A 26,223-nucleotide genomic window follows, 5' to 3' on the forward strand; every position below is an offset into this window, starting at 1 on the left:
TCTGCCACGCTGGGCGATGACCGCAAACGTCCGCCACGGCGCCTGATTACCGAGCCGAACCAGTCAGCGCGGCCGACGTCCAAGACACCCCGGCGGATGCCCTCCAGCGCCGACGCCGTCGGCGCGCAAGATGTCAGCGGATTGCGCCGACGGATGCATGCGCGATGAAGCCCTGCGCTATCTGCGCTCCTGTGTTGCGTGCGTGTTTGTGGTCGAAGAGGCTGTGTTCGATCGCTCCGATCGTGTGGACGATGAATTCGCGCCACCAGTGGTCTCCGACCACGGTCGTGGGTAGATCGGCCGGCGATATCACGCCTGTGCCGACGGAGACCGTCCGCGGTAGGCCAGCGCACAATTGGTCGCGCAAGCCTTCGACGATGGTGAGGAATTCCTGCTCAGCCACGGTCGCCGTGATAAGAACGATCTCGTCGCCTCCGAAGGTGGCTAGGCAGCTGCGTTCGAGGCTTGAGCGCCAGAGCCAGTTGCGGGCCAGGGTGCCGAGGCGGCCCATGAAGGCGTTTCCTGCCAGGTGACCAAAGGACTGGGCGTCGACGGCCTTGGCGCCTTCGACGTAGTCCTTGAGATGGTCGACGTCGCCGATCGCCAGGCCGACGCTGTCGCCTTGGCCGATGGCGTCGGCGATCAGAGCAGGCAGACGGGCGAAGAAGCCTGGCCACGCAACCAGGCCCGTGATCGGGTCGTCGCGGGCGTCGTCGCACCAGCCGCCGACGGTCGGCGGAGGGAAGCGATCGTGCCGAGCGTCAACGGCCGGTGCGGGTCTGCTCGGAAAGTCCGGAAGCCGCGTCGGGGTGCTCATCGGCCGCCCCAGCTACGCGGAGCTCGTCCAGCGAGCCGACGGCAAGGGCGGCGAGGACTGGCTCTGCGTCCGGCAACGGGACCGCAGGGAACCGTGGGCTCCAGAGCCAGCAGAGCTTGCTGCCGCTTGGTCCTCGCGACGGTGGCGCCAGGACCGGAGCGTCCTGGCTGATCAACTCGATGTCGGCTAGCCCAGTGGGCTGCCTGGTCGGTGCCGTGCAGAAGATCCAGCCCTGGTCCGGTAGCCGCATGACTGGTGGCCAGATCGTGAGGCGTTGCTGTTCGAGTCGGCGCATTGCATACGAGCCAGGCGCGAGTGGCACGCGCCAGATGGCGACCTGCGGGCCCGACGCGATCAGGAGGTTCGGAGGGGCGGATACGTCGTAGGTGGCCGACACTTGGCTCAGCTGAGTCAATGGTTCTGTTTCTAGCGGGTGTGCGCCGGGAGTTTCGCAGTACCGGTCGCCGCAACTGCACATCCACGTGGTGCGCCAACTGGTTCCAGCGGAGTCGGGCACCATGGGCGACGCTGGCATGACTGCGATTCCACGCTCGATGTACGCGCGTGCCGCCATGAGTAGCCTGTTTGTCCTGCGGACCATCAATGACACCTCCAGTGGGAACCATCATGGCCCACCGACCCGCATCGACAGATATCTGCCTCACGAATTCCTCCTTGATGTGGATCGCCGTCGTGGTTGTTGGTGGGCGCGACCGGCGCGGGCTCTGGGGAGCTGCCAGCACGCCGGCCGCGCTGTCTAGGTGTGATGCCTGCCGGCGTCCATGAACGCCCCGCGGGGTTGGTGGCATTGGGCGGTTTCGGCGTTGGACTCTTCGTCTTGGTCTGCATCCTCGGGGTCGAGCCAGAGAACCTCGGCCGCCCCGAGGTGACCATGAACCTCGAGAAGATCGTCAACGCTCGGCCAAAATGCGATGCCCGGATACGCGCCGAGCCACTTGAGGACAACCCAGGCATTGCGCTGCTCGTCGAACGGGAACTCGACGCCAATGGCAACAATCCCCGTTCCGATGCCACCGGATGGGTCGCGTTTGCTCAGTAGCTCGAATCGACGCATCAGCGGACCTCCGCAGGTTCGAGCACAGGTTCACGGCTTAGGCGGAGGCTGGGGAACTGGCTGGAGAGGAGTGCCATGTAGTCCTCGGCTTTCGAGCTCGGTCCGGTCCACTCAGCGATCAGGTGAGCATCGAGCCATACGCAGACCCGGTAGTCAGGATCGTCGGAGGACTCCACGTCGAGGACGGATGTCCGCGGGCGGTCGCACGGTGTAGGCGGCGCCGCGATGACGTGGTGGCTTTGCTTGGGACGATCAGTCACACTACAGAGAGTGCAGACGTGGCTACCGTGATCACGATGCCTATCTGCATGAGTGTGCGGCCGCATTATGCAGGCTTGCATAGCGCCAACGGAGAGGGCTCGGGACAATTACTTCCGTGCGACGATGCGAACACTGTGAGGCAGCACTGAGCCAGCATAATCCTGGCTCGGTCTGTGGAGCGTGTGCAGTCGCCCGTCGTGACCTGCCCTCGAGTACGACGTTCAAGGGGCCGGCCGACGTACTGGTTCACGAGGACGTCGTCGCTGCTCTGCGCGATTGGAATTGGTCGGCGGCGTTGCGAGCGATCAGCGCCGCCGACGGAGTCACCCAGATGAGGATGAGCGAGGCCACTGGCCTGACTCAGTCCACGATCTCCCGGTTGATGAACGGCAGGGTCCCGACCCCGACGATTCAGACGATCCGGTCGCTCTGCGATGGTCTAGGGATTCCACGCGGTCTTGCCGGCCTTGCAGCCAAAGCTGGTCCGGCTCGGGCACGGAGCAAGGAGGACGCTACGGACCGACGAAGATTCCTCAGTGGTGTCGGCGCGTCTGCCGCCGCTTCCGTGTGGAGTGCGTTTGGCGAGCGTCCGGACAGAATGCGCTCGGCCGATGCCGAGAGGGAACTCGACACGCTTCACTCGGCCGTTCCGCGGCTCCAGCAACTGAGTGACGAGTACGGCGGGACGGATGCGCTGTGTACGCTCGCCGTCAGGCTGGCCGGGCGAGCTGACGAGGTGGTCCAGTCGCGGCTGGCGTCGTACGAACTGACCCAGCAGGCGCAATCCCTTGCGGGGCAGTTCTCGATGATGGCTGGCTGGCTCCACCTGGATGGCGGCGACCAAACTGTGGCCCGCATTCACTGGCAGCACGCGCTCTTCCAAGCACAGCTGGCGAACGACCTCGAGACGGAGGTCTTTGCGCTCAGCAGCCTCTCGAACCAAGCAACGTTCAGCCTGAGCCGCGCTCCTGAGGGTCTGCTTCTTGCGCAACGAGCGACTGCAGTTGCGAGTGGTTGGGCATCGCCGAGACTCAGGTCCCTGCTGCTTATTCGTGAGGCCGCGGCCTGGGCAGCTCGTCACGAGCCAGCGCAGTTCGATCGATTGCAGCGCCAGGCGGCCAATCTGCTCCCGGACAGGCCAGCCGACGACGACCCGGAGTGGCTGAACTTCTATGACCGAGCGGAGTATGACGGGCTTCGAGCGCTGTCCTACGGACTACTCGGCGATGCGGCCCGCTCCCAGTCGCTCTACCGGGACATGATCGACCGCATCCCGTTGCACCTCCAGCGGAATCGACTCCTCTACACGACGCTGCTGGCTAGGTCGATGGTCAGCTCTGGCGACGTTGTCGGCGCGGCCGAGGTCCTTACTCCACACCTCGCGTCCGTGGCCGCAACTGGTTCCCGACGCGCTCGTCATCACATCCGGGCGGTGGCCAGAGCAGCACGCGCATCGAGGACCTCGCGAGGCGTCCGTTTCGCCGACCAGACATGTCAAGCCGGACTCGACTCGGAGACAGCATGACCCTCACCCTCACGCGCCATACGGGGACCGAGACGCTCGATCTCATCCCTAAGCTCAAGCCGCTCTACGCGAACGCCTACTCCGAACCTCCTTACGAGATGTCGGACGAGGACATCGAGCAATTCGAGATCCGCATCACGAAGCACGCAGGCCTTGATGGCTTCGTCCTGATCGCTGGAGAGACCGACGGGCAACTCGTGGGGTTCTCGTACGGATTCACCTTCCCTCCTGGACGATGGTGGACCGGCGTCAAGACTGACCTGCCTCCGGCCGACATCGCTTCGGGCCCTCTCTTCGCGGTGATCGAGCTCGGCGTACACACGGACTTCCGTGGCCGCGGCTTCTCTCGCGAGCTCGTCGATGCGCTCCTCGCCGACCGACCGGAAGCCTTCGCGAGTCTCATTTCCCGCCCGGGTGCGCAGGCTCATGCGATGTATCAGCGCTGGGGGTGGAAGAAGGTCGGCACCACGCAGACGTACCCGCACTGGCCCGTTGAGGACATCGACGTCCTCCCCTTGCACGACAGCAAGTCCGCCTCGCCTCTCGAAGAAAGGCCCCGATCATGAGCAACCGTCCGTTCGGTATGTCCCACCTCGTACGTTCCACCGTCGAGCAGACGGTGCCGGACGAGGCACAGTACGACCCCGAAACGCAGATCAGCATGAACTCCGACGGCCAGCCTTGGGTCGCACAGCCTGGAGTGCTCGCAGCCGAGCACTGCCGGCCAGGCGACGGCAACGACGACGCCAACAGCCTGCTCGCCTGATCTGCTGCGCCGATGAGCGACGAGTCGGCTGTCCTGGTACTCACCAACCCGAATGACGTGACGGCCGACCTTGTTGTTCAGAAGCTCCACGAGTCCAAGACCCCGGTCCTTCGTTGTGACCTGGCCGATTTCCCGACGGATATCGCCCTGGAGGCTCACTACGAAGGCCGGTGGACCGGGGTCATCAAACATGGTGGCCGCGAGGTCGACCTGGCCGGCATTCGGGGCATCTACTGTCGCAGACCGACGCAGTTTAGGCTGCCGGCCGACATGACAGACGAGGAGCGTGAGTTCTCCTCCACAGAGGCTCAGGCGGGCTTCACCGGAGTGCTCATGGCGTTGCCCTGCCGCTGGATCAACCACCCTGCTGCCGAACGCATAGCGTCGTACAAGCCGTATCAGCTCAGACATGCCCACGCCTCCGGCCTCGCTTCGCCTCGGTCGATCATTACGAATGATCCGACGGCAGCTCGGACGTTCGCCTCCGAACAGGTCGGACAGGTGATCTACAAGGGCATCGGACGCGACTTCGCCAACGGTCCCGTCAGCACACCGACGGTCCGCTTCGTGGCGCCGGACGAGATCGACGACTCCGTGCGGCTGACCGCACACCTCTTCCAGGAGTTCGTGCCCAAGCGCCACGACATTCGGCTCGTTGTGGTCGGATCGCAGATGTTCGCAGTCGAGATCCAGGCGAACAGCCCGCAGGCCGCATTGGACTGGCGTACTGACTATGACGCCCTGACGTACAGGCCTGCTCAGGTGCCCGACGAGATACGTGCTGGCGTCGACCAGCTGATGGCTCGCCTCGACCTGGTCTTCGGCGTACTCGACTTTGTAGTTGCACCTGACGGCCGGTGGTACTTCCTGGAGATCAATGCAAACGGCCAGTGGGCGTGGCTTCCTGGTATCGCGGACGCAGTCGCCTGTGCGATCGCTGACGAACTCACGGCACCGAGCGAGTCGGGTTGATCAAGGCCGTCGCGCAGACGAATGGCCTGGGCCCGAATGCTCTGACACGCACCGGCGATCACTGCCCGGTGTGGGCTTCGCGGCGGATACTGTTCGTGATGGTTCTGCTACTTCAGGTTTGCGTTCGCGACGATAGGGGACGGTTGTGTCCGAGCTGAGAGGTCGTCGCGGCGGCGACGACCCGAGCAAGGGCAACACGCCAGGGGATCAGGCTGGCGAAACCGGGCATCGTGAGAACGAGACGTCTCGGCAGTCCGACGGCGATGTGCGTGATCAGCCGGCAAGCCGTAGAGATGCTCCGATGCCGGATCGCCACGTCGCTACACGTTATGAGACGCCGCGTCCGTCTACTGCGAGCGAGAAGTCCGAGCAGCGCCTCGATGACGTCTATTGGCCGCGCAATGCGCGCGAGGAATCAGCTGAGCAAGGTGATGAGTCAACCGGCCGGCATTCCGCCGATGTTGCGGACCAGGCTCCGGAGAGCACGCAGGAGAACTCGCGGGCGTCCGATGCCCCTCGGCTGAGGGAGGAGCAGGCATCCGAGGCTGACTCAATTGACGAAGACGGGACCGCGGACCGTCGATCCTCGCCGCCGCTGACTGCTCGCGAAAAGCTTGAGCAACGTCTCGATGAGATGTACTGGCCGGGGTACTCCAAGTGGTCGTCAGCCGAGCGGGGCGATGACGAGTCGGCCGAGCGACGACCGGTCGATCCTCCCTCGGACCCGGCGGCGACGCCGGTCGATGATCGACCCGAGCCGGAGGACCGGTTCGCTTCCTACTCGCCAGAGCTTCGGGCCCACATGCTTCACGACGACACACTGGCGCGTCTCCAGTACCTCAGCCCGCCAGACGCCCAGGCGGAGTCGACGTCCGAACGGGGAGATTCTCCGACGGACGTCGAGTTGGGCGATCGCGACACGCAGAAGTCCGAGGCTGACCAGCGCGGCGAAACAGAAGGTGCCGGGTCGGCGGCTGACGACCGCAGCTCAACAACCGCGGAGCTACCCAACGAGGCGGCCGTTCCCGTTACTGCTGACCGGCTTCGCCGCGATGATCCGCCAAACGCCGTCGAGTATGTCGAGGCGACGGATCGCGAGCGGGACCTCCGTGACGATCCGGTCGGGCCGCCCGTCACCCCAGACGCAGACGATGTTGCTGTTGGCACCGACTCTGTTCGGGAGCAGATCGCCTACGTGGACGGGCGGGTTGAGGCCGGCCATGAGTTCGTGGAAGACGCGACTACGGTGGAAATGGAGCAGTATCGCCGTATCCGGGAAGCCGACGATCTGGACGCTCTTGCAGAGAACAGCGGTTTGCCGCGCGAGGTCATCGACGAAGCGAAGCAACACTTGTTCCAGCGCCAGCACGATGTGGCCATCGGCCCGGGCGAGGTCAGGCATGGCTACTTCACGCCGTACGCGGAGTTCGGGGACCTGTGGGAGCGTGTGGCGTCAGGCAACGAGCTGACTGACGGACAGCGTCAGGAGTTTCGATCGCTGCTGGCGCACGAGTACGTCGAGTCGAAGCTGATGCAGGCTGGGGTGCCGTATAAGTCAGCGGATCCAGAGGCCTGGACCGTTGCAGGGATGACGAGGGTTTCAATGGACTACCCGTCGGCCCATAACATCGCTCCGCTGAGCGCACAATCAAGACCGAAGAATCTGCTGAGACTCTGGGATGATCCATTGGGTTTGCCGAGAGGTGATCTTCGGGTGGCAGAGGATCTGTCGAATCTGGACGAAGTGGTACGTGTAGCGAAGAAGGGGCTCGGCTTGTGACGGATACTTCGGCGTGCGAGAGGCTGTTGTCGCGCTTGGTGGCGGCGAACTGGGGCGATGATGCCGCCGCGTTGCGGCGCGCTGCGTCACGCGGGCTGTTAGCGGCTGAGTACCTGCGCCGAATGGCAGTCTGGGCCGACGCCCTGGCCGTGCCGGAAAAGTGGCCATTCTTCGACCTGGCTGTGACGTTCGAGCCGGCGGTAGAGATTGATCCAGCCTGGATGCAGCGGCTTGAGGCCGGCATCGGGCATCGGCTGGGCACGATGTCGACAAAGGTGGTCACGGACATGTTCCGCTGGGCGTCTCTAGGCGACCGGACGAAGGAACGTTTTCCGACGTTTGAGGATCCGTACGAGCCGATGGTGCAACTGTTCGAACGAGGTGGCGAGATCTGGCCCGGTCACCGGGAGATCGAGTTCTATGGCGGCTCCTTGCCGTTCCGCGGTATTGCTGAGCGGCTGACCCAGGCGCCGTTCGAGATCGACGCCATGAGCCTTGACGAGATCGACGAGGAGGAACGCATTCGGGCCGAGCAGTCACGCGCCCGTAGAGCTGCGAAACCCGCCGAGTAATGCGCCGATTGGGCGAGCCGCAGCCTGACTCGTGATCGACTTGGGAGTGCTGCTCGACCGCTCAGTTGGTCTGCGTGCAGATCGACAGGTGGCACCGCCCGAACAGATGGCTAGATCCGTGACCGACCTGGTCGGGCGCGACCAAGCCCGACCTGCCTGAGCTGCGGCGCCATCAGTGCGCAGGAGAAGGCGCTGTTAGCGACTTCCCGGCCGCCCACGCCAGGCTCGCGTTCGATGGTGACACTGCTCAGGGCCTCGCCGTGTACCCGTTCCTCTGGCCAGCCGTCGGACTGACTGGCTCTATCTGGAGGAGTTGTTCATCTCGCAAACTCACCGGTGCCGTGGCGTCGGCCTCAGGAGACTTGTGGGTCGCGGACTGCCTGTCGAGTCTGGCCGAAGTGGTAAGCGTGGCGAAGGAGAGGCTGGGAATGTGATGGATACAGGAGCGTGCGAGCGGCTCTTGATGCGTCTGGCGGCGGCGAGCTGGGACAACCATGAGGCCGAGGAACGGCACTCAGCGTCGCGGGGCTTGCTGGCGCTTGAGTATTTGCGGCGGATGGCGATCTGGGCCGATGCGCTTGGTGTGCCGAGGCAGTGGCCGTTCTTCGAGTTGGCGGTGGTGTTCGATCCATCGGTCGAGACTAACGCCGGCTGGCTACTGCGCCTCGAGGCCAAGGTCGGGCGCGGGCTCGGGACCCGGACGGAACAGGTGCTCACCGACATGTTCCGGTGGGCTTCTTTGGGCGATCGCCCGAAGGAGCGGTTTCCTGAGTTCGAGGATCCGTATGAGCCGATGGTGCAGGTGTTCGAGCGCGGCGGCGAGATCTATCCCGGCCACGGATCGATCGAGCTCCTCGCTGCCTCGAGTCCGTATCTCGGCATCACCGAACGCCTCGCTCAGCCCCCGTTCCCGATCGACGCCGCAACCTTGGACGAGGTCGACGAGAGGGAACGGGTGAGGGTCGAGGAGTCACGCGCACGCCGAGCGGCCAAGCGTGCGGAGCAGGAGCTCACGTAGCACGCCGGCGAGGTCGAGCAACCGTCAACTGGCTCGTGATCGAGATACGACACGGCTGGCGCGGAGTGGTGGCTGGATGGCTGAGCTGCGGAATGCCCTGGATCGTCAACGACTGCGCTTCTCACGGTGGGTATGGATGACCGATCGCCGGAACGGCGTCCAGCCAGGAGCTCTGAACCGGAGCGAGGTCGGTCAAGCGCCTGCCGCGGAAGGCCATGGCTCTCCGCGGCCGTCTCGACGGTAGGCGTTTCGTGATCGGACAGAGGATCGAGGGGTCTACACCTCAAGCTGAGTAGCGGGGTGCCATGGCCTCCATCTGCTCGATGACCAGCTTGATGGCACCGGGCTGCTTGTCCGGCGGATACTTGTACTTGACCAGGAGCCGCTTGATGGACGACCGGAGTTTGGCGCGTACGTCGTCGCGGACCGTCCAGTCGGTCTTGATGTCGCGGCGCATGACCTCGACGAGGTCCCTGGCGATCTGCGCTAGGACGTCCTCGCCCTGGACCTCGACGGCCGACTCGTTGGTGCTGACGGCGTCGTAGAACGCGAGCTCGTCCTCGGACAGAGGCGGGCTGAAGTGCTTGCCGCGATTGGCTTCGGCGGCGACTTCCTTGGCCATCTCGATCAGTTCGGCGATGACCTCGGCTGAGGTGAGTTGCTGGTTGGTGTACTTGTTCATCAGCTCGCGGATGCGCTCGGAGAACGCTCGCTGGCGGACGAGGTTGTTGCGAGTCACCTTGCCGGACTCCTCGGTCAGCAGGTCTCGCAGCGCCTCGATCGCGAGGTGGGCGTTCTCGGCCTGCTGTGCCTTGACCTGGAAGTCGGGTCCGAGGTCGGACAGTGACGGCTTGGGCAGGCCGGCGGCTTCGTAGATATCGACGATCTCGCCGGTCGCGGTCGAGGAGGCGACCAGCTTCGACAGCAGCCGCTGAACTTCCTCGGGCACTGGCCGGCCGGATGACTGCCGTTCCTGGGCGTCGAACTTCGCCATCCAGACGCGGACTTCCTCGTAGAACTTCGCCGCGGTCCGCACGTCGGCGAGGTTGTCGCCACCGCACGCCAGCGCCCAGGCGCGGGCGAGCTGGTTCGCGAGTTTCCGGAAGCGCTGGTTGAGGGTCTCCTCGCCCTCGACCGACTGATTGCCCGGAGTCGCTGGCGAGCGGAGGTAGTTCGTGAGCCCGAGGGTCGTCTTGATCCAGCTTGTGGTGCTCGGCTCGATCTTGCTGCGCCAGTCGTACCCTGCGCACAGCTGGTCCAGGGTGGCAAGCAGCGTGCGAGCGAGGTCGGCGGCCTCGCCGACATTCTTGCCGACCGGCTTCTTGTCACGGTCGGTCTTGGTGTACTCGGCCAAGGCCTGGTTCAGGTTGTCGGCCAGGGGTGCGTACGCGACCAGGAGGCCGTCAGGCTTGCCTCGGAAGGTGCGATTCACGCGGGCCAGCGTCTGCATCAGCAGTGCGCCCTTGAGCGGCCGGTCGAGATACAGAGTGTGCAGCGGCGGCGCGTCGAAGCCCGTCAGCATCATGTCCTTGACGATGACGAGCTGTAGTGGGTCCTCGGCGTCCTTCAGGCGCTTCTGGATGACCTTGTTCAGGCCGTCGCGTCGTACGTGTTTGGCAATCAGGTCGGTGTCTGTGGCGTTACCGGAGTACACGACCTTGATCAGGCCTTTGTCGACGGCGTCGTCGTGCCAGTCGGGACGAAGCTTGATGATCTCCTCGTACAGGTTGGCGCAGATCTCGCGCGTCCCGCCGACGATGAAGGCCTTGCCGGGGGAGGTGATGAACGGCAGCATCGCCTCGGACCGCTTCTGCCAGTGGTTGAGGATGTCAGCCGCCAGCGCCTCGAGGCGGGCCGGCGCGCCGTAGACAGCGTTGATGACGGCAACGGACTGCTCGATCCGCTCGCGTTCGACGTCGTCGAGGCCGACTGTGGCCTCGTCGGCTGCCTCGTCGAGCTGGTCCTCGCTCACCTCGCCGGCGAGCTTGACGCCGATGATGCGGGGTTCGAAGTACACCTGCACGGTGGCGCCGTCGTCGACGGCGCGCGTCAGGTCGTAGGTGTCGATGACGGAGCCGAACACCTCTTGCGTGTTCCGGTCCGCGAACGAGATCGGCGTACCGGTGAACGCGATGAACGCGGCCTTCGGCAGTGCGTCGCGGATGTGCCGGGCGAACCCGTCGAGGTCGTCGTAGTGGCTGCGGTGCGCCTCGTCGACGATCACGATGATGTTGCGTCGGTCGGTCAGCAGCGGATGATCGAGGCCGGCGTGCCGTTCCCTTTCTGTCAGGCCGAACTTCTGCAGAGTCGTGAAGTAGATGCCTCCGGTGGTGCGGTTAGACAGTTCGGCTCTGAGCTGTGAACGGGTCGTGACCTTGACCGGGGTCTCGGCTAGGAGACGCGACCGGTTGAAGGTTTCGAAGAGCTGGCTGTCCAGTTCGTTGCGGTCGGTGACGACGACGATCGTTGGGTTCTTCAACTTGGGTTGCGTGCTGACCGCGTGCGCATAGAGCTCCATCTCCATCGACTTGCCGGAGCCCTGCGTGTGCCAGACCACTCCGGCCTTGCCGTCGCTCTCGACCGCGTCCACCGTCGTTCCGACGGCTTTGGTGACGGCGAAGTACTGGTGCGGCTTGGCGATCCGTTTCGCGTATCCGTCGGCGCCCGCGTCGAAGGCGACGAAGTTGCGCAGCAACTGCAGGAACCGTTCCTGGTTGCAGACCCCGTTCAGCAGATACTCCAACTCGACGCCCAGCCCCTCATCGGACTGGACTTCCCCGAGCTTGAGCGGCTCGCCATCGTCGTCGACGTTCCACGGCGAGTAGTGGTTGAGCGGAGTGAACGGCGTGCCATACCGGGCCGTGATGCCGTCGCTGATGATGGACAGCACGCAGAATCGGAAGGCAAGCGGGAACTCACGCAGGTACGTCGCCAACTGGGCGTGAGCCGCTGCGATATCCGCGTGCTCGGAGCCGGCCTTCTTGAGCTCGACGACCACGACCGGCATGCCGTTCAGGTACAGAACAACGTCGAAGCGCCGCTCATACTCCGAGGACCGGACCGTCACTTGGTTGACCGCGAGAAACTCGTTGTCTTCGACAACATGACTGGCGAGCCGGATCGTCGGGTTCTGCTCGATCCCGTCGGAGTCGATGTAACTGATCCCGCGGTACCCGTGAACCAGAATGTCGTGCAGCCGATAGTTCTCCGCCAACGCATCCTGCGACTTCGGCGCCACGATCTCCGCGAGCGCCTGCTCGACGTACTCCGCGGGCACCATCGGATTCAGCCGCCGCATAGCCTCCAGCAACCGCCCCCGCAACACGATGTCATCCCACGAGACCCGCCCACCTTCAGTTCCAGGCGCAACCTCCACCCCATGCAGCGGCTCCCACCCGTGCTCGAAGAGCTGATCCAGCGCAACCCTCTCCCACTCCGCCTCACTGACCATCACACAACCCCCTTCACAAACTTCTCCGCTTCCCGAACCCGCACCTTCCCCAACATCAGCAGGGGTAGCAATGCATCCCTCAATGCGGCGAGAGCCCTGTTCTCCACGCTGGCTGCGTGCGCTCGTTGGCGGTGAGGAAGTGCGATCTCCTCGAAGTGATCCCATTCCTCAGCAGACAGCGCGGGAATCGGCGCCGTACCGAACTTGTCGGCGCGTACTGCGGGATATGCGCTGCCCTCAGCCACGCTCTCCAAGTAGCCCACGAATTGATCAGTTCGAGTCGCCTCATAGAGACCGGCCGTGCGTCCCTCTCGCGGCGTCAATACAGCTAAACCGGTCGAGGCAACCAGAAGCGGATCATCGTCGAGTACGAGAGCATGCGACCGGCGATTAGGGCGAACGGTCGACCAGACCGTATCTCCGCGCTTCACCCCCCGGCGGGCGCGCCCAGGTGCGTCGTCCCACGACGATTCGCTCGGAAATTCGTACTCACCCTGAGCAACCGAGGCGATGTCGATGTAGCGCAGCACGCCCCCGGGCCGAGGTTTGACAGATGTACTGTTAACCGCTCCGATCTCGCCGAACATCGCCTGGTCACGCTCAGCCGCCAGCCGTCCAAACTTCGCCATGAGAAGCTGATCGACAAGCCGACAGAGCGTGTGGTTGGCGGCGATCTTGTCGTCGAGCGCACTTAGCACCTGCGCAATCGCCGACTGTTCAGCCGTGGACGGTACTGGAACGAGTAGTCGCCTCAGGTCAGAGCCTCGGATTCCAGCGGCGGCCACCTGCTGGACGATCGTTTCGATGTTGCGACGACCTTCCGGTGATCTGAAGTAGTAGTAATAGTAGGCTGGCACAGCCTTTTCGTGATCAAGGCGAGCCCGCATTATGTGACTATCCCAGGTTCGCCTCGCGACGCTCGGCAAGACTAGTGAACACTTGCCGGCACCCTCATATGTCAATGATTGGCGAGCGAACAGAAGGTCGCCGTCCTCGAGAATGAATTGCGCGCTCTCAGTATTCGTGAGTGGAACAAGCTCGCATTCTTGATCTCCAATCTTATCGTAGGCGAAGATCTCTCGCATGTTAATCATCGGAAATCCGAATCCACGCTGCTTGGACGGGTAGCTCACTCCGTTTCGCAGAGGCTCGGAAAAAAGCGTCTCAAATGGAACTTCGTCAGCCATCAAGACCCCCCAGTGCTCGACGCACGACCTTCTCTAGGCGCGTGGACTCCTCGAATGCCTTGACTAGATCGTCTGTCAGTCGCTTGATTTTCGCGTCAAGTGGTTCGCCATCGTCCTCGGCCTCCGGAGATCCGACGTATCGGCCCGGGGTTAGTGCATAGTTCGCTTCCTTGATTTCTACAAGCGTGGCTGACTTGCAGAAGCCTGGGATGTCTTTGTATGTGAGGCTCTTGGTCGCCGCGGACAGTGAGCCGCGCCAGGCGTGGTAGGTGTCGCCGATCCGGACGATCTCTTCGGTGGTTAGGTCGCGTTCGGCTCGGTCGATCATGTAGCCGAGGTTTCGGGCGTCGATGAAGAGTACCTGGCCGGTGCGGTCGGTGGAGCCTTGTCTGCCGGCGGTCTTGTCTTTGGCGAAGAACCAGAGGCAGACGGGGATGCCGGTGCTGCGGAAGAGTTGGGTGGGGAGGGCGATCATGCAGGAGACCAGGTCGGCTTCGACGAGCTGGGCTCGGATGTCGCCTTCTCCGTTGGAGTTCGAGGACATGGAGCCGTTGGCCATGACGACGCCGGCTCGGCCGCCAGGAGCGAGCTTCGAGAGGATGTGCTGGATCCAGGCGTAGTTGGCGTTGTTGGCAGGTGGTACGCCGTACTTCCAGCGCGGGTCCTCGACGTTGCGGGCCCAGTCCTTGATGTTGAACGGCGGGTTCGCCATCACGAAGTCCATCTGGTGATCCGCGTGCTGGTCGCGGGCGAACGTGTCGCCCCAGCGCGCGCCCAGGCCCTTGTTGTCGATGCCGTGGATGGCGAGGTTCATCTTCGCCATCCGCCAGGTCTCTTCGTTCGCTTCCTGGCCGAAGATCGACACGTCCTTCGGATCGCCGTCGTGTTCGTAAATGAACTTCTCAGTCTGGACGAACATGCCGCCCGACCCACAGCACGGGTCGTAGACGCGACCACTGTGCGGCTCCAGGACCTCGACGATCACCTTCACCACGCTGGGCGGCGTGAAGAACTCGCCACCCCGCTTGCCCTCCGCACGGGCGAAGCTGCCGAGGAAGTACTCGTAGACCTCGCCCATCAGGTCCCGCGCCCGATGCTCGCCTTGCCGACTGAATCGGGCGCTGTTGAAGAGGTCGATCAATTCACCGAGTCGACGCTGGTCGATGTTGTCACGGTTATAGAGACGCGGCAGCGTTCCGTTAAGGCTCTCGTTCTCCTTCATGATCGCTTCCATCGCGCGGTCGATGAGGTACCCGATCGTCCGCTCCGGTTGATCACCCACCGCCAGCTTCCCTTTGGCGTTCTCGGCGAGGTAGGACCACCGAGCTTCGGGTGGTACGACGAACACGCCGTATCCCTGGTACTCCTCCGGGTCGTCGATGAGGTCGGCGATCTGCTCCTCGTCGTACCCCTCGCGGGCCAGGTCGGCGCGGATCGCCTCGCGACGTTCGTCGTACGCATCCGAGACGTACTTGAGGAAGACCAGGCCGAGGATGACGTCTTTGTACTGACTGGCCGAGAGCGAGCCGCGGAGTTTGTCGGCCGCCTTCCAGAGCGTGTCTTTCAGTTCCTTCATGGTGGAAGGAGCCTCTGGTTGTTTCTTACGTGGTGGCACGTCAGCCTGCTCTCTCGATGTTGATGGGATCGATGGAGACCGCACCACTCGCGACGCCGCGAATGAGGCTGGTGGTGAGGTCGTGGGTGGCTTGTATGTGTCGCCGGAGATTCGCCAGGTACTGGGCGGCGCCCGCCAGCGTGGCGTCGAGCGCCTCGGCTTCACGCGCGTGGAGGTCGGGAACGCTCCAGGTCTGCCAGTCGGTTCCGGGCGGGGCCAGCAGGTTGATGATCGCCGCCAGTGCCTGCGGACCGATGGTCGCGCCGGGTCGGAGCCGGAGGATCCGGCTGGGTGACGCGACCAAGGCACCGCCCTCGAGGTCGACGCGGGCCAGCGGCCGCGGCCGCGGCCGGAAGATGACGTCGCCCGGCTCGGTTCGCGTCGCCCGGGGATACAGCTGTACGGCGTCCAACGGGTCAAGCCGGGCGTCCTCGACGCTCGCGTCGGCAGTCAGCAGCCGGACGGTCCCTTCGCGGTCCTGCCCTGTGACATCAATACGGCTGCCGCGCTTCATCGCAAGGTGGCCCGCTGCGACGAGCTCTCCGAGGGACCGCTGCTTCAGCAGGACCTGCCCGGGCGCGGGTGCAGCTGTGACGTCGTACCCGGGAACCGGTTCATTCGTCGTCAGGGTCGCGGTGTGGATCTCGTCGAGGTGGCTGGTGGAACTTGCGGTTCCGAGCCGGACCGCCCGAATGCCGCGAGGCACCACCGGCCCGCCTGCCAGTACCGGAGCCAGCTCGCCGGCGCGTGCATATCGGTAGGCGCGTGCTTCGGTGAGCTTGAGGGCGGCCGAAATGTCGGACGCGAGGTCCGTCAGGTCAAAACTCTCCGAGGTCAGGTCGGCCATCCGGAGTGACCGGGTACGCCGCCCTCCCTGAACGATCCACACCGCGAGGCTCTGCCGATGCGCGGTCTTCCAGAGCCCACGAGGCAGCCGGATCGCCATCGCGAGGTTCCCCGCACGGAGAGTCTGTGCTCGCCGTTGCTCACCGCTGCCGGTCAGTTCGTCGCAGAGTACGGCGGCCGAACCCAGGGCGATGCCGATGTCGGTCGGCCTCAGCGAGACGACCAGGTCGTCCAGGGCGTCGAGCGCGACCGCTTCGGACTCTCCCACCACAGATACGACTCGCACCGTGCCGCGCGCCTCCCCGATCACCTCGAAGCCGCCGATCACGGCGAGGCGCCGCAGCTCGCGCCCCGACGCGGAGGGACCGGCCAGAATCGCGGGGAACCGCTCGGCCAGTCGGCTCGCGAGTCGGTGGTCGGACGGCGGCACAAGGGCGATCGATTCGCCGCCGAGGTGCGCCCGCGCGGCATCGCCGGCCTTGCACAGCAACTCCACCACCCCCTCGGCAAGCCCCCGCTCGCCCGCCTGCCTCTGCAGACGTCCAGATTCGAATCGCGCCAGGGCGTCGGACACGCCGTACGACGCCCCGACCAAGTCGTCCACGTACCCGAACAGGTCGGTGTCGGCGCGAAGCTGGTAAACCTCCCGCTGCAGGATTTCATCGGCAGGGTCGATCTGCTCCGCGAGTGCGTGAAGTTCGGCCGTGTCGAGCTCGGCCAGCTCTGTCCCGCTCATGGCGTGCAGACAGAGCAGCGTTACGACGTCATCCGCGTCCGCGGATTCAGGAATCGACAGAGCGGGCGCGTCCTCCCGTGCCTCGGGGTTGTTGCCACGGCCCGTCTGCTCGAGCCAGCCGACCACCTCGTCGCGATCGAATCGGTCGATACCGCCGACGGTAGCAACCGCCGAGGGGAACGGGACGAACTGTCCCCGGGCCCGCGGGCGGCGGCGCCACATCGAGACCACGGGCCGGCTGACGCGGGCGAGAAGCGCCACATTGGTCAGCGTCAGCGTCGGCCGTTGCTCCATCCCGCACCTCCCTCGGTCGTTGATGGCCCGATATTACGGCAGGCGTTTCACAAATCGGGACAAACAGCTGATAAGCCCGCTTATCAGCTGTCCGCATTGCTGCACACGCGGGTTGCTTCCATGCTGCTCTCATCGCCGTCGTCGGGACGGCGCCGAACTGAGGAGCACAGCCTTCCCATGACCAGAGGTGAGAACGCGGCGCACTTCGACGCCGCTCTGACAGGGATCGTCATCGAGTCGATGACCATCGCCGGACCCGATGTCGTACGCGAAGCACAGCACTGGACCACCGGCCGCCGGGGCCCGGTCGTCGAGGACCCGAAGCAGTTGGCCGGCGCCGACCTGTCGGCCTTCGCCACCGAGGCGGTCCTCCTCGGCGCGCGGGCGCTGGCTGCCACGGCGCAGACCTCTGAGGCGCGCCTGCTGGAGCAGATGCTCAAGGAGGTCGGCGAGAAGACGGAAGCCGCGAGCTCGAAAGCGGCCGCATTGACCGAACTTGCCGTCAAGGACGCCTCGACGGCCGTGGTGAAGGTCGCCAACGACGCGAAGAAGGCCATCACCGAAGCCGATCAGCAGAGTCGCAAGGAGTTCACCGCAGCCGTTCAGGGTGCCAAGAACGATTTGAGCGTCGAGATCAGGCGACTCGTCGGTGGCGACAACCCTGAGCTCCTCGAACGCCTCCAGCCAGTACTGGACAAGTTCGGCTCAGGCCTCGAGACACAGGTCCGGACGAGCACACGCGAGCTCCTCGAACGGGCCGCGAAGCAGTTTGACCCGACCGACCCGTCCTCGCCGATGGCCAAGCACGCCGCCAGCCTGACGGCTCAGCAGGAGAAGGTAACTCAGCAGCTCGAGAAGAACCACGGAGAGCTTGCGGCAAAGGTGGACGAGCTGACGACCATGCTCAAGGTCCAGCAGGCGAAGACGAAGCTCGTCAACGTCACCCCGATCAAGGGCGATTCGTTCGAGGCGCAGATCCACGACCTGCTCCGCGGCATGGCGGCGGCACTCGGCGACGAGTACGTCGACACAACCGCAAAGGTTGGTCACGTACCGCGGAGCAAGAAGGGCGATGGTGTCCTCACAGCGGCCGGCAGCGCTCATGTCGTCCTCGAGATGACCGACTCGCCGCGGACCGGCTGGGGAGAGTACTTCGACGAGGCTGAGCGGAACCGTGGCGCAGTCGCGGCCATCGGCATCGTCCGTTCGCCCGAGCAGAACGACGGGCAGTCGATCCGCGTCCTCGGGCCGCGGCGCATCGTCCTGGCGTTCGACCCGAACGGCGATGACCCCGAGCTGCTGCGCACCGTCGTACTGCTGATCCGCACGGTCGCACTCGCGGCGACCTCGCGGACCGGCACCAGCGAAGTCGCGACGGCCGAGGAGAAGATCGGCGAAGCACTCGCGCAGCTGGACAGGATCGCGAAGGTCAAGAAGCTCGCGAACGGGATCCAGAAGAACGCCGGAACCATCGACAGCGAGTGCACCGGCCTGAACGCGTCCATCCGCCGGCTGCTGGACGAGGCTCTGATCGCTCTCGCCGGATCTTCTGCCGCGCCCGCTCCGTTGACCGGCGTCGCGTCCGGCGCCGCCTGACAACTCACAACCAGTCCATTCAGCTAAACCCGGTGGGGGAATCACGAAATGTCGCAGCATCAGCAGAATCCGCAGTATCAGCCCGGTCTGCCGCCGCAGCCGGTTAAGAGGCGCCACGTCCTGCGCAACACGATGATCGCGCTGTCCGTCGGCTTTGTCGTCCTCGCAGGCGGCTGCGTCGCCGTCCTGGCGAACGGAGTGAACGACGCCGCGAAGGACAGCACGGCCACCAAGGTTGGAGCACCGGTCGTCACGTCGTCGGCGACCCGACCGACCGAACCGGCGAGCGAGCCGCCGGCCAGCGCCGAACCGACCGCGACGCCGACCGAGGAAGACCGTGTCGCGAAGGTTGGTGCCACGCAGTGGTTCGACTACAGCGACGGAATGAAGGTCCAGATCACCAGCCTCAAGCGGTTCCGGATCGGCCAGTACGCCGCCGGCGGCAAGCCGGGCGACGTGGGAGTCATTGTCACGGTCACGCTCCAGAACGGGTCGTCGGACACCTTCGACACCGGTCTCGTCGACGTCAAGCTCGCCAGTGGACCCAACGGCGATCAGGCCGATTCGGTCTTCGACTCCGAACAGAACTTGGGTGGCGGGTTCGAGGGCTCGATCCTGCCGGGCAAGAAGAAGACCGCCCGGTACGGCTTCGCGATTCCGAAGGCTCACGTGAGTTCGACGCTCCAGCTCGAAGTCGCGCCTGGTTGGGATTACGAGGGCAACCACTTCGAGGGCAAGTTGTCGAACTGACGTGCATGGCGAGGAGGCCGGCTTCGGGGAGGGACGGAGCCGGTCTCCTGCGGAATACGCCAGTCCTGCTCAACTCCTGATGGAACATCGTCGGGTAGTTGCCCGTCCGGCAGAGCATGCCCGTGCAACTCGTCTCAAGGAGGCGACCCTTGGCTGCCGCGGACGCTTGTTGCCCGACGGTTCTGTCCTCCAGACTCGCCGACGATGTCTGGGCTGATGTAACGGTCTGGACCCGATCGCGATCAACAAGGGGGTGCCGGGTTAGGTGGTCGGTGGGGGCGGTCGCGCCGACAGTGTCGGCGGGGCTTCTTACAGCGGTGACGATGCGGGGAGCAGAGCTGTTCTCCTGGGGGAAACTATGGGGTCATTGGATATCGGCGCGTCGCTGGCGGCCGTAGCTGACGGGTCGTTGAACGATCGTGCAGCTCGGATCTTCGAGTTTCTGGTCAGATTGCAGCAGCTCCGGACGCGTGTCGTGCGTTCGGTGGATGCCTACCGCGCGGTCATGTGGCTGGGCGAGCTGCCGACGACCGACGCGCTCCGATCCGGCGCTGAAACCGAGGAGCCTGGTAGCTGGCTCGCGATCGACCGGGTCGAGCGGATGGCGCCGCCGGTCCCGCCGGATGTACTCAGGCCATGGCTCACCGAGCGATCGCTTCGTGACTCGTCCCAGACGGTGCCGACGTTGAGCAGCCGGGCGGTGCAGGCGATCCAGGTTGTCACGCCGGAGGACGACCACGAGACACGGGCCGAGGAGCTGCTGCTCGAGGATCATCCCGGAATCGAGTCTGCGCTGCACGAGTGGGCTCCGGAATGGCAGGCATGGGCAGCGGACGACCGTCCGCGTGCCGCCGTAGGGGAGGCATATCACCACCTCTACGAGGTCTACCAGGACGCGAAAGCGCTCGCAGAGACGTACGAGGTCGTTGTCGGATTCGGATGTCTGGTGTCGAGGTCGGGCGGTCAGGACGTGAAGCGTCATCTGGTCACCATGCCTGCCTCGATCGAGCTCGATCTCGATTCGGGGAGATTGACGGTACTTTCGTCCCCGGACGGACGGGCACCGGTGCTGGAGGAAGACATGCTTGCCCCCGCCGACACGGCCTCGGACGAGGTGCGCCAGGCGATCCGCGCCGGTCTCAACAGCCTGGACGACCCCTGGGCAGCCGAGCCGGATGGAATCGCAGGCGTGCTGCGGACCTGGGTCAACGGGGCCGGCCCGGACGCTGCGTTCGATCCCGGAATGCAGCCACCGTCCGGAGGCAAGCATGGCGCCGACGGGCAGCCGGCGGTCACTTTCGCGCCAGCCCTGATCCTTCGGGAACGCACGAAGAGATCGTTGGTCGCCGCGTGCGAGCAGATCATCGCGCAGCTGCGAGCGGGTGCAGAGGTGCCGTCCGGCGTCAAGCAGTTCGCGCAAATCACCGACGGCCGTGTCTCGGAGGTGGATCAGGTTCCGTGGGAGTCGGCGTACGCCGATACCGAGGTGTACTTCCCGAAGCCGGCGAACGACGAGCAACGGCAGATCCGGCAGCGTCTGGCTGACCATCAGACAGTCGTGGTCCAGGGTCCTCCGGGAACCGGAAAGACGCACACGATCGCCAATCTGATCAGCGACCTACTGGCCCATGGGCAACGTGTACTGGTCACCAGCACGACGACTCGGGCGCTCACCGTGCTGAAGGAGCAACAACCGGACGAGATTCGAGACCTCTGCGTCAGCGTGACCGACGACGCGGGCAAAGGGCAAGCCGATCTCGAGCGGTCTGTTACCACCATCCTCGCCGAGGCCGACCGAGCGAACCCTAAGGCATCGGAACGTGAGGAATCACGGCTCCGCGGGCAGCTCGCCGACGCTCGGGCGCGCGAGCAGGAGGCAATGACCGAGCTCCGCAGCATCCGCGAGCGGGAGACGTACGTGTACGCCCCGGAGATCGGCGACTACTCGGGAACGCTGCAGCAGATCGCGGAGCGGCTTGCTGGCGAACAGGACACTCTGGGATGGTTCGACAAGGACCCCGACGAGATGCTTTCCCTGACCGTTGCGGACGTTGTGGGCTACTTGCAACTTCTCCGTCGGGCAACGCCGGAGCTGCGTGCGCTCTGTGGACGCGTACCTGACCTGAGCGAGATCGTTCAGCCTGCCGACTTCCAGCACCTAGTAGAGCGTCGTGCCGAGTTGAGCGCACGGGCGCAGGAGCTGGCGGACGCACGCCGTACTGACGAGTTCGCCGCCCTGATGAGATGTAATGCAGCAGAACGTGCCCAGATCCGCTTCGGTGTCGCGGACTTGGCCCGCCGGCGCCAGGATCTCGGCCGTCGGCCTGAGCCTTGGTTAGCAGACGCCGTTCGAGATGTGACAGGCGGACGCGAGCGCTCATGGCGGCAGCGGTCGGAGGCGACCACGGCTGGTATCGCTGGCGCACAGTCTTGGTTGCAGGCTGTCGGTGGATCGCTCGTCACCGGACTTGACCGTCTTGAGCTCGCTGATGCGGTCGGGCAGGTCACCGCGCTGGAACAACACCTCGCCGGCGGCGGAAAGATCAAGGGTCTGCTCGGGCGCTCCAAGGCCGCAAAGGCCGCAGCGCTGCTCCTCGAGTGCGTCCGAGTCAACGGTCGGTCGATTGAGGATCTAGATCAGCTGCAACCGGCGCGGGGTCGCGTGATGGCCGAGGTCGAGCTCTCCCGGTTGGAGGATCTCTGGGGATACCGCCACACGCCGTTCGGGCCGCAGGAACAGCGGATTGCCGTCCTGATCGATGAGAACGTCGTCCTGGGGCAGGTGTTGACGTTTGCAGACGCGGCATCGGCACTCGACCAACGACTGAAATCGGTCGCGACGATGCCGCCGATCGACCTGCGCGGAGACGGGCTAGTTCGTTTGCAGAGAGCACTGGACGCGGTGGAACTGCAGTCCTTGCAGGACGATGTGCAGGCCAGGACGGAGCGCACCAAGGAATTGCTGGCCGACCTCGAGACATCGGCCGGTGCCGTATCGGCGGCGAGTCAAGGAGCCGAGGCGCTCAGGTGTTGGGACGCGGCTGACTACCGTGCCGCATTCCACGCGTTCGAGACCGCGCACGCGGCGAATGCGGTTCTCGAGCAGCTCGATCGGGCGCGTCTCCGGGTAGCGCACGCTGCCCCGATCCTCGCGGTGAAGATCGAGGAAACAGCATCCGCCCCGATCTGGGACGAGCGGCTCCCCAAGCTGATGGAGGCGTGGGCGTGGTCGGTCTGGGACAAGCGGCTGCGTGACAAGAACGACCCCGAGGCGGAGAAGAGGTGGCGGGACCGCCTCGACGTGGCGACGGACGACATACAGGTCGCACTCAAGCGGCTCGCGACCAACCGCGGCTGGGTATATGCGCTGCAAAGGATGACCTCACGGGAGTCGACTCACCTGAAGATGTACTCCCAGGCGGTGCGCAAGATCGGGAAGGCCACCGGCAAATACACGAACAGGTATCGTGAGGATGCTCGCAAACACCTTCAGGAGTGTCAGAGCGCGGTTCCTGCCTGGATCATGCCGATGCATCGGGTCTTCGATACGGTCCCGGTCGACCGGCCGAACATTTTCGACGTCGTCATCGTCGACGAAGCCAGCCAGTCCGGCCCTGAGGGGCTCCTGTTGTCCTGGCTCGCTCCCCGCATGGTGGTTGTCGGCGACGACAAGCAGGTCAGCCCGTCGAACGTCGGCCTGGACCTCGAAGCCGTGTTCACGCTGCTGGACAACTACCTCGGTCCGCTGGAGCATCGATCGCTGTTCGGGCCGCGAAGCAGCTTCTTCGATCAGGCGGTCGGCATGTCCGGCTCACGGATCATGCTGCGGGAACACTTCCGCTGTATGCCGGAAATTATCGGCTTCTCGAATGAGCTGTGCTATCGCGGGGAGCTCGTGCCGTTGCGGCAGTACGGCGCCGAGCGGTTGGCTCCGCTGCGGACGACATACGTCAACGGTGCAGTGGTGTCGGGGTCGCGTGACTATGTCAACGAGCGTGAGGCTGACGAGATTGTCAGCCAGATCGAGAAGTGCTGTGCAGATCCGGCGTACGACGGTAAGACGATGGGCGTCATCACCCTACTGGGGCATAGCCAGGACCGGCTGATCATCCAGCGGCTCGTGGATGTGCTCGGCGTCCGAGTAGTCGAGGAACGCAAGCTGCGTGCCGGCAACGCGGAAGCTTTCCAGGGCGACGAGCGAGATGTCATCTTCATGTCGATGGTGTCGAGTCTGCAGTCCACTGCTGGGCCTGTCCGGATCGGTGCCCTCAGCAAGGAGTCGGATCAGCAGCGGCTCAACGTGGCAGCGTCGCGGGCGCGGGACCAGGTCTGGCTCTTCCACAGTGTGCAGCCCGGCGATCTGTCCGGAAAGGACCTGCGGCAGCGCTACCTGCAATATCTCCTCAAACCACCGCTCGAGCAGGATGCCCTCGACCTCGGCGAGGTCGGGCCGGACCGCCGTCACGCGGCGTTCGACAGTCTCTTCGAACAGCGAGTGTTCATTGCTCTGCGCGAACGTGGGTTTCGTGTCCGGCCGCAGGTCAAGGTCGGTGGCTACCGGATCGACCTGGTCGTCGAGGGTGGGACGAAGCGCCTTGCGGTGGAGTGCGACGGCGATGCGTTCCACGATGTCGAAACCGCGGACAGCGACGCTGCTCGGCAGCGAGACCTCGAACGGGTCGGCTGGACGTTCTGGCGCGTTCGCGGCAGTACCTTCTTCCGTGATCCGGAGCAGGCACTCGAGCCGCTGTGGCAACTACTCGAAGCGCTCGACATCCGGCCCTTGGTGTACGACCCGGCTGCCGAGACCGACTCAGTCACGGAAGTCGCAGCGCTGGCAGTTCCACTCGATCTGGACCTCGACTCCCCGCGTTCCGATGCGCCGACCGCAGCTGTGCCCGAGACGTCTGCGTCGGCAGGATTGGTTGTCGAAGAACCGGTGATGCCCGGGGAGCAGCGATTCCGCAACGGGAAGATGCTGTTGTCCGCTACTGCGCGGGACCGAATACGGCAGGAGGCCGAGGCGGTCAGTCAATGGCTGGTCGATCCACCATCGGTCCACGCAGTCGACTCGCGGTCTCATGCCGTCGAACTGGCAAGGCAGGAGCAGCACCGTGAAGAACTGGAAGACCGTCTGGACTATCTCGGCTGGGTGCTGGCGCAGTCGGTTGTGGAGCAGCTGAACCAAGGCAGTCGGTGGGTGACGCCGGGCTGCATCATTGGACTTCGCTACCGCGGTGAGTCGGACATCGAGCGGTTGATCGTCTCTGCGCTTCGGCACGGCGCCTGGATCCCCGTCGGCGCAACACCTCTGAGTCCGATGACAGAACTCAGCAAGGCGCTCGAGCATGCCCAACTCGGCGACAGCATTCGTTACGACACGGCATCAGGCACCCAGGAGGCGGACATAGTCGAGGTCATTGACTGACCGCCGAGGGCCGCAATAGACACGACTGGTGCGCTACGACAGCAGCGCGCACGACCTGGTGGAGTTCAGAGAGGCAGAACCGCATGACCGAGTTGTCGCCTGGAGCGCAGCCCGAAGAGGATGACGCCATCTTCGTGAACATCGACGAATTCGGGATCTTCGTCCAGGGACAGCAGGACGTGGTGGAGCTCGCGATAGACCGGTTGCTGGGCGAGGCCGACGTCGCGCCGGCATCGCGAATGCGTCTGTCCTTGTCCGATCTGGCGGCGGTAGGCGCCACTGGCGCCGCGCTGGCTGCCACCTCCGGCGAGTACCTCCGGCTCACAGCGGACAGCCTGACGAAGGTCAAGACGCTCGGCGCGCAATTCGACGGGTCGGGTGCGCTGCGCGGATATGTGCTCGACGGTGGGAAGTTCGCCGGCCAACTTACCTTCGAACCGGTGTCCTTGGTGGCTGAGCAGGCTTTGGCTCTGCAAACTGCAGCTCTGTCCCTGGCTCTGCGCTCCGCGATCGCGAACGTGCAGAAGGCCGTTGAGCGCGTTGAAGGCAAGGTCGACAAGATCAACCGTCACCTGGATAGCCGGCTGCGTGGCGACATCATCGGGACCTACCGACATCTCGCAGCCGTCGTGGCTGCAACAAGGGACAGGGGTCACTTGCTGGACGCCGATTGGGACAGTGTCTCGGGGACGCGCGCCTTGACTGCTCGAGACCTCGACACGTTGCGCGCGTTCGTCAGGACGAAGGTGGGGGAGGTTACCCGCGAGCTGAACGTCCCGGACCGCGGGGCGAGATTCCGGCAGTTCAACGATGAGACGGGGAACGTTCGCGACCTGCTCGAGTTGATCCTGGTCGCGGAACAGTCAGTGCATCTCTACGAGTACCTACGCTTGCAGCAGGTTCGGCAACGGGAACCCGAGCACATCAGCTCAGCGCTCGCCGACGCGCGCGCGTCTTTGGTTGCTCAGCATGTTCTCGATGAGGAACTGGTTGAGGCACTGGTGGCCGCGGTCGAGCGGGGTCGTGGAATCGACCCGCTGGAAATCCATCGGGTCCTCAGCAAGAACGGCCTTGACAAGCAGGTAACCATTTTCCACGGATTGATACGCGAATTCGCGTCAGCCACCAGGTCGACACCGCCGAAAGAACTGACAGCGATCGGTGACCCAACCCTCGCAGACGCACGAGATGCGGCGCTGACCCGGACGGTCGAGGCTGCTCAAGTGGCCCGCGCGTTGGGTGGAGTTGCGTCGCGGGAAGGTTCCGCGATCATCCGCGCCGGCGGCGGTCGGATCGGACGCGCCGTCAGCGCCCGGGTGCCCCGCCGTACCAAGTCGAACGCCATGGAGACGTCCCCAGACGAGCCGGCTGCGTCGGCCGAGCCCGAGGCCTGAGCCAATGACAAGTCGTGTCGCCTGGATGATCATCGTTACGCGACACTAGTGTCCTGAGTCAGGAATTCGTGTTTTAAGTTGTAGGGTTGCTGGATGGCGAGGACGGGTCGGCCGAAGGCTGTGCTGGTGGTGACCGATGA

General features: G+C 64.7%; 17 protein-coding genes. 11 read left to right on the top strand and 6 right to left on the bottom strand.

Annotated elements, in window-relative coordinates:
- Positions 1 to 133: 133 nt before the first annotated feature.
- Positions 134 to 817 carry a diguanylate cyclase domain-containing protein gene (locus tag ACFV9C_RS43680; protein WP_380203843.1) on the bottom strand — a complete coding sequence of 228 codons (684 nt, stop codon included), beginning with the start codon at positions 815 to 817 and terminating at the stop codon, positions 134 to 136.
- A 757-nt stretch (positions 818 to 1,574) separates the two neighbouring features.
- Positions 1,575 to 1,892 carry a hypothetical protein gene (locus ACFV9C_RS43685; protein WP_380203845.1) on the bottom strand — a complete coding sequence of 106 codons (318 nt, stop codon included), beginning with the start codon at positions 1,890 to 1,892 and terminating at the stop codon, positions 1,575 to 1,577.
- 376 nt (positions 1,893 to 2,268) lie between these two features.
- Between ACFV9C_RS43685 and ACFV9C_RS43690 the strand changes: the two genes are divergently transcribed.
- From ACFV9C_RS43690 to ACFV9C_RS43720, 7 genes are all read left to right on the top strand, one after another.
- Positions 2,269 to 3,678, top strand: coding sequence for a helix-turn-helix domain-containing protein (locus tag ACFV9C_RS43690; RefSeq protein ID WP_380203847.1), 1,410 nt, complete (start codon positions 2,269 to 2,271; stop codon positions 3,676 to 3,678).
- Entirely contained in the window at positions 3,675 to 4,244 is a 570-nt protein-coding gene (locus tag ACFV9C_RS43695; protein WP_380203849.1) for a GNAT family N-acetyltransferase, read from the top strand. Before ACFV9C_RS43690 ends, ACFV9C_RS43695 begins: the two co-directional genes overlap by 4 nt.
- Positions 4,241 to 4,444, top strand: a complete 204-nt coding sequence (tgmA, locus tag ACFV9C_RS43700; protein WP_380203851.1) for a putative ATP-grasp-modified RiPP — start codon at positions 4,241 to 4,243, stop codon at positions 4,442 to 4,444. Before ACFV9C_RS43695 ends, tgmA begins: the two co-directional genes overlap by 4 nt.
- Positions 4,445 to 4,456: 12 nt before the next feature.
- Positions 4,457 to 5,416 (top strand): ATP-grasp ribosomal peptide maturase, encoded by a 960-nt coding sequence (gene tgmB / locus ACFV9C_RS43705; RefSeq protein WP_380203853.1) that lies wholly within the window; start codon positions 4,457 to 4,459, stop codon positions 5,414 to 5,416.
- Positions 5,417 to 5,561: 145 nt separating this feature from the next.
- A complete protein-coding gene (locus ACFV9C_RS43710; RefSeq protein ID WP_380203855.1) occupies positions 5,562 to 7,196 on the top strand; it encodes a hypothetical protein in 1,635 nt (544 codons plus the stop codon).
- On the top strand, positions 7,193 to 7,768 hold the full coding sequence (locus ACFV9C_RS43715) for a hypothetical protein (protein ID WP_380203857.1): 576 nt from the start codon (positions 7,193 to 7,195) through the stop codon (positions 7,766 to 7,768). Before ACFV9C_RS43710 ends, ACFV9C_RS43715 begins: the two co-directional genes overlap by 4 nt.
- Positions 7,769 to 8,201: 433 nt before the next feature.
- On the top strand, positions 8,202 to 8,786 hold the full coding sequence (locus ACFV9C_RS43720) for a hypothetical protein (protein WP_380203859.1): 585 nt from the start codon (positions 8,202 to 8,204) through the stop codon (positions 8,784 to 8,786).
- Between the two features lie 283 nt (positions 8,787 to 9,069).
- Here the strand turns inward: ACFV9C_RS43720 and ACFV9C_RS43725 are convergent, their stop codons facing one another.
- From ACFV9C_RS43725 to ACFV9C_RS43740, 4 genes are read right to left on the bottom strand one after another with little or no spacing between them, the layout of a single operon-like run.
- Entirely contained in the window at positions 9,070 to 12,237 is a 3,168-nt protein-coding gene (locus tag ACFV9C_RS43725) for a type I restriction endonuclease subunit R (protein WP_380203861.1), read from the bottom strand.
- The gene (locus ACFV9C_RS43730; RefSeq protein ID WP_380203863.1) at positions 12,237 to 13,424 is read right to left on the bottom strand and encodes a restriction endonuclease subunit S; all 1,188 of its coding nucleotides are present in this window, start codon (positions 13,422 to 13,424) and stop codon (positions 12,237 to 12,239) included. Before ACFV9C_RS43730 ends, ACFV9C_RS43725 begins: the two co-directional genes overlap by 1 nt.
- On the bottom strand, positions 13,417 to 15,039 hold the full coding sequence (locus ACFV9C_RS43735; RefSeq protein ID WP_380203865.1) for a type I restriction-modification system subunit M: 1,623 nt from the start codon (positions 15,037 to 15,039) through the stop codon (positions 13,417 to 13,419). The genes ACFV9C_RS43730 and ACFV9C_RS43735 overlap by 8 nt, the downstream gene beginning before the upstream one ends.
- A gap of 1 nt (position 15,040) precedes the next feature.
- The gene (locus ACFV9C_RS43740) at positions 15,041 to 16,915 is read right to left on the bottom strand and encodes a hypothetical protein (protein WP_380203867.1); all 1,875 of its coding nucleotides are present in this window, start codon (positions 16,913 to 16,915) and stop codon (positions 15,041 to 15,043) included.
- Between the two features lie 177 nt (positions 16,916 to 17,092).
- On the opposite strand from ACFV9C_RS43740, the gene ACFV9C_RS43745 reads away from it, so the two are divergent.
- The 4 genes from ACFV9C_RS43745 to ACFV9C_RS43760 all read left to right on the top strand — a co-directional run bounded on the left by ACFV9C_RS43745 (position 17,093) and on the right by ACFV9C_RS43760 (position 26,083).
- Positions 17,093 to 18,511, top strand: coding sequence for a Fis family transcriptional regulator (locus ACFV9C_RS43745; RefSeq protein WP_380203869.1), 1,419 nt, complete (start codon positions 17,093 to 17,095; stop codon positions 18,509 to 18,511).
- 48 nt (positions 18,512 to 18,559) lie between these two features.
- Positions 18,560 to 19,261: a DUF4352 domain-containing protein gene (locus ACFV9C_RS43750; protein WP_380203871.1), complete on the top strand. Its 702-nt coding sequence runs from the start codon at positions 18,560 to 18,562 to the stop codon at positions 19,259 to 19,261.
- Between the two features lie 367 nt (positions 19,262 to 19,628).
- Positions 19,629 to 24,689: an AAA domain-containing protein gene (locus ACFV9C_RS43755; RefSeq protein ID WP_380203873.1), complete on the top strand. Its 5,061-nt coding sequence runs from the start codon at positions 19,629 to 19,631 to the stop codon at positions 24,687 to 24,689.
- Positions 24,690 to 24,772: 83 nt separating this feature from the next.
- A complete protein-coding gene (locus ACFV9C_RS43760; protein WP_380203875.1) occupies positions 24,773 to 26,083 on the top strand; it encodes a hypothetical protein in 1,311 nt (436 codons plus the stop codon).
- Positions 26,084 to 26,223: the final 140 nt, after the last annotated feature.

The organism is Kribbella sp. NPDC059898 (assembly GCF_042730855.1).
Taxonomy (GTDB): Bacteria; Actinomycetota; Actinomycetes; order Propionibacteriales; family Kribbellaceae; genus Kribbella.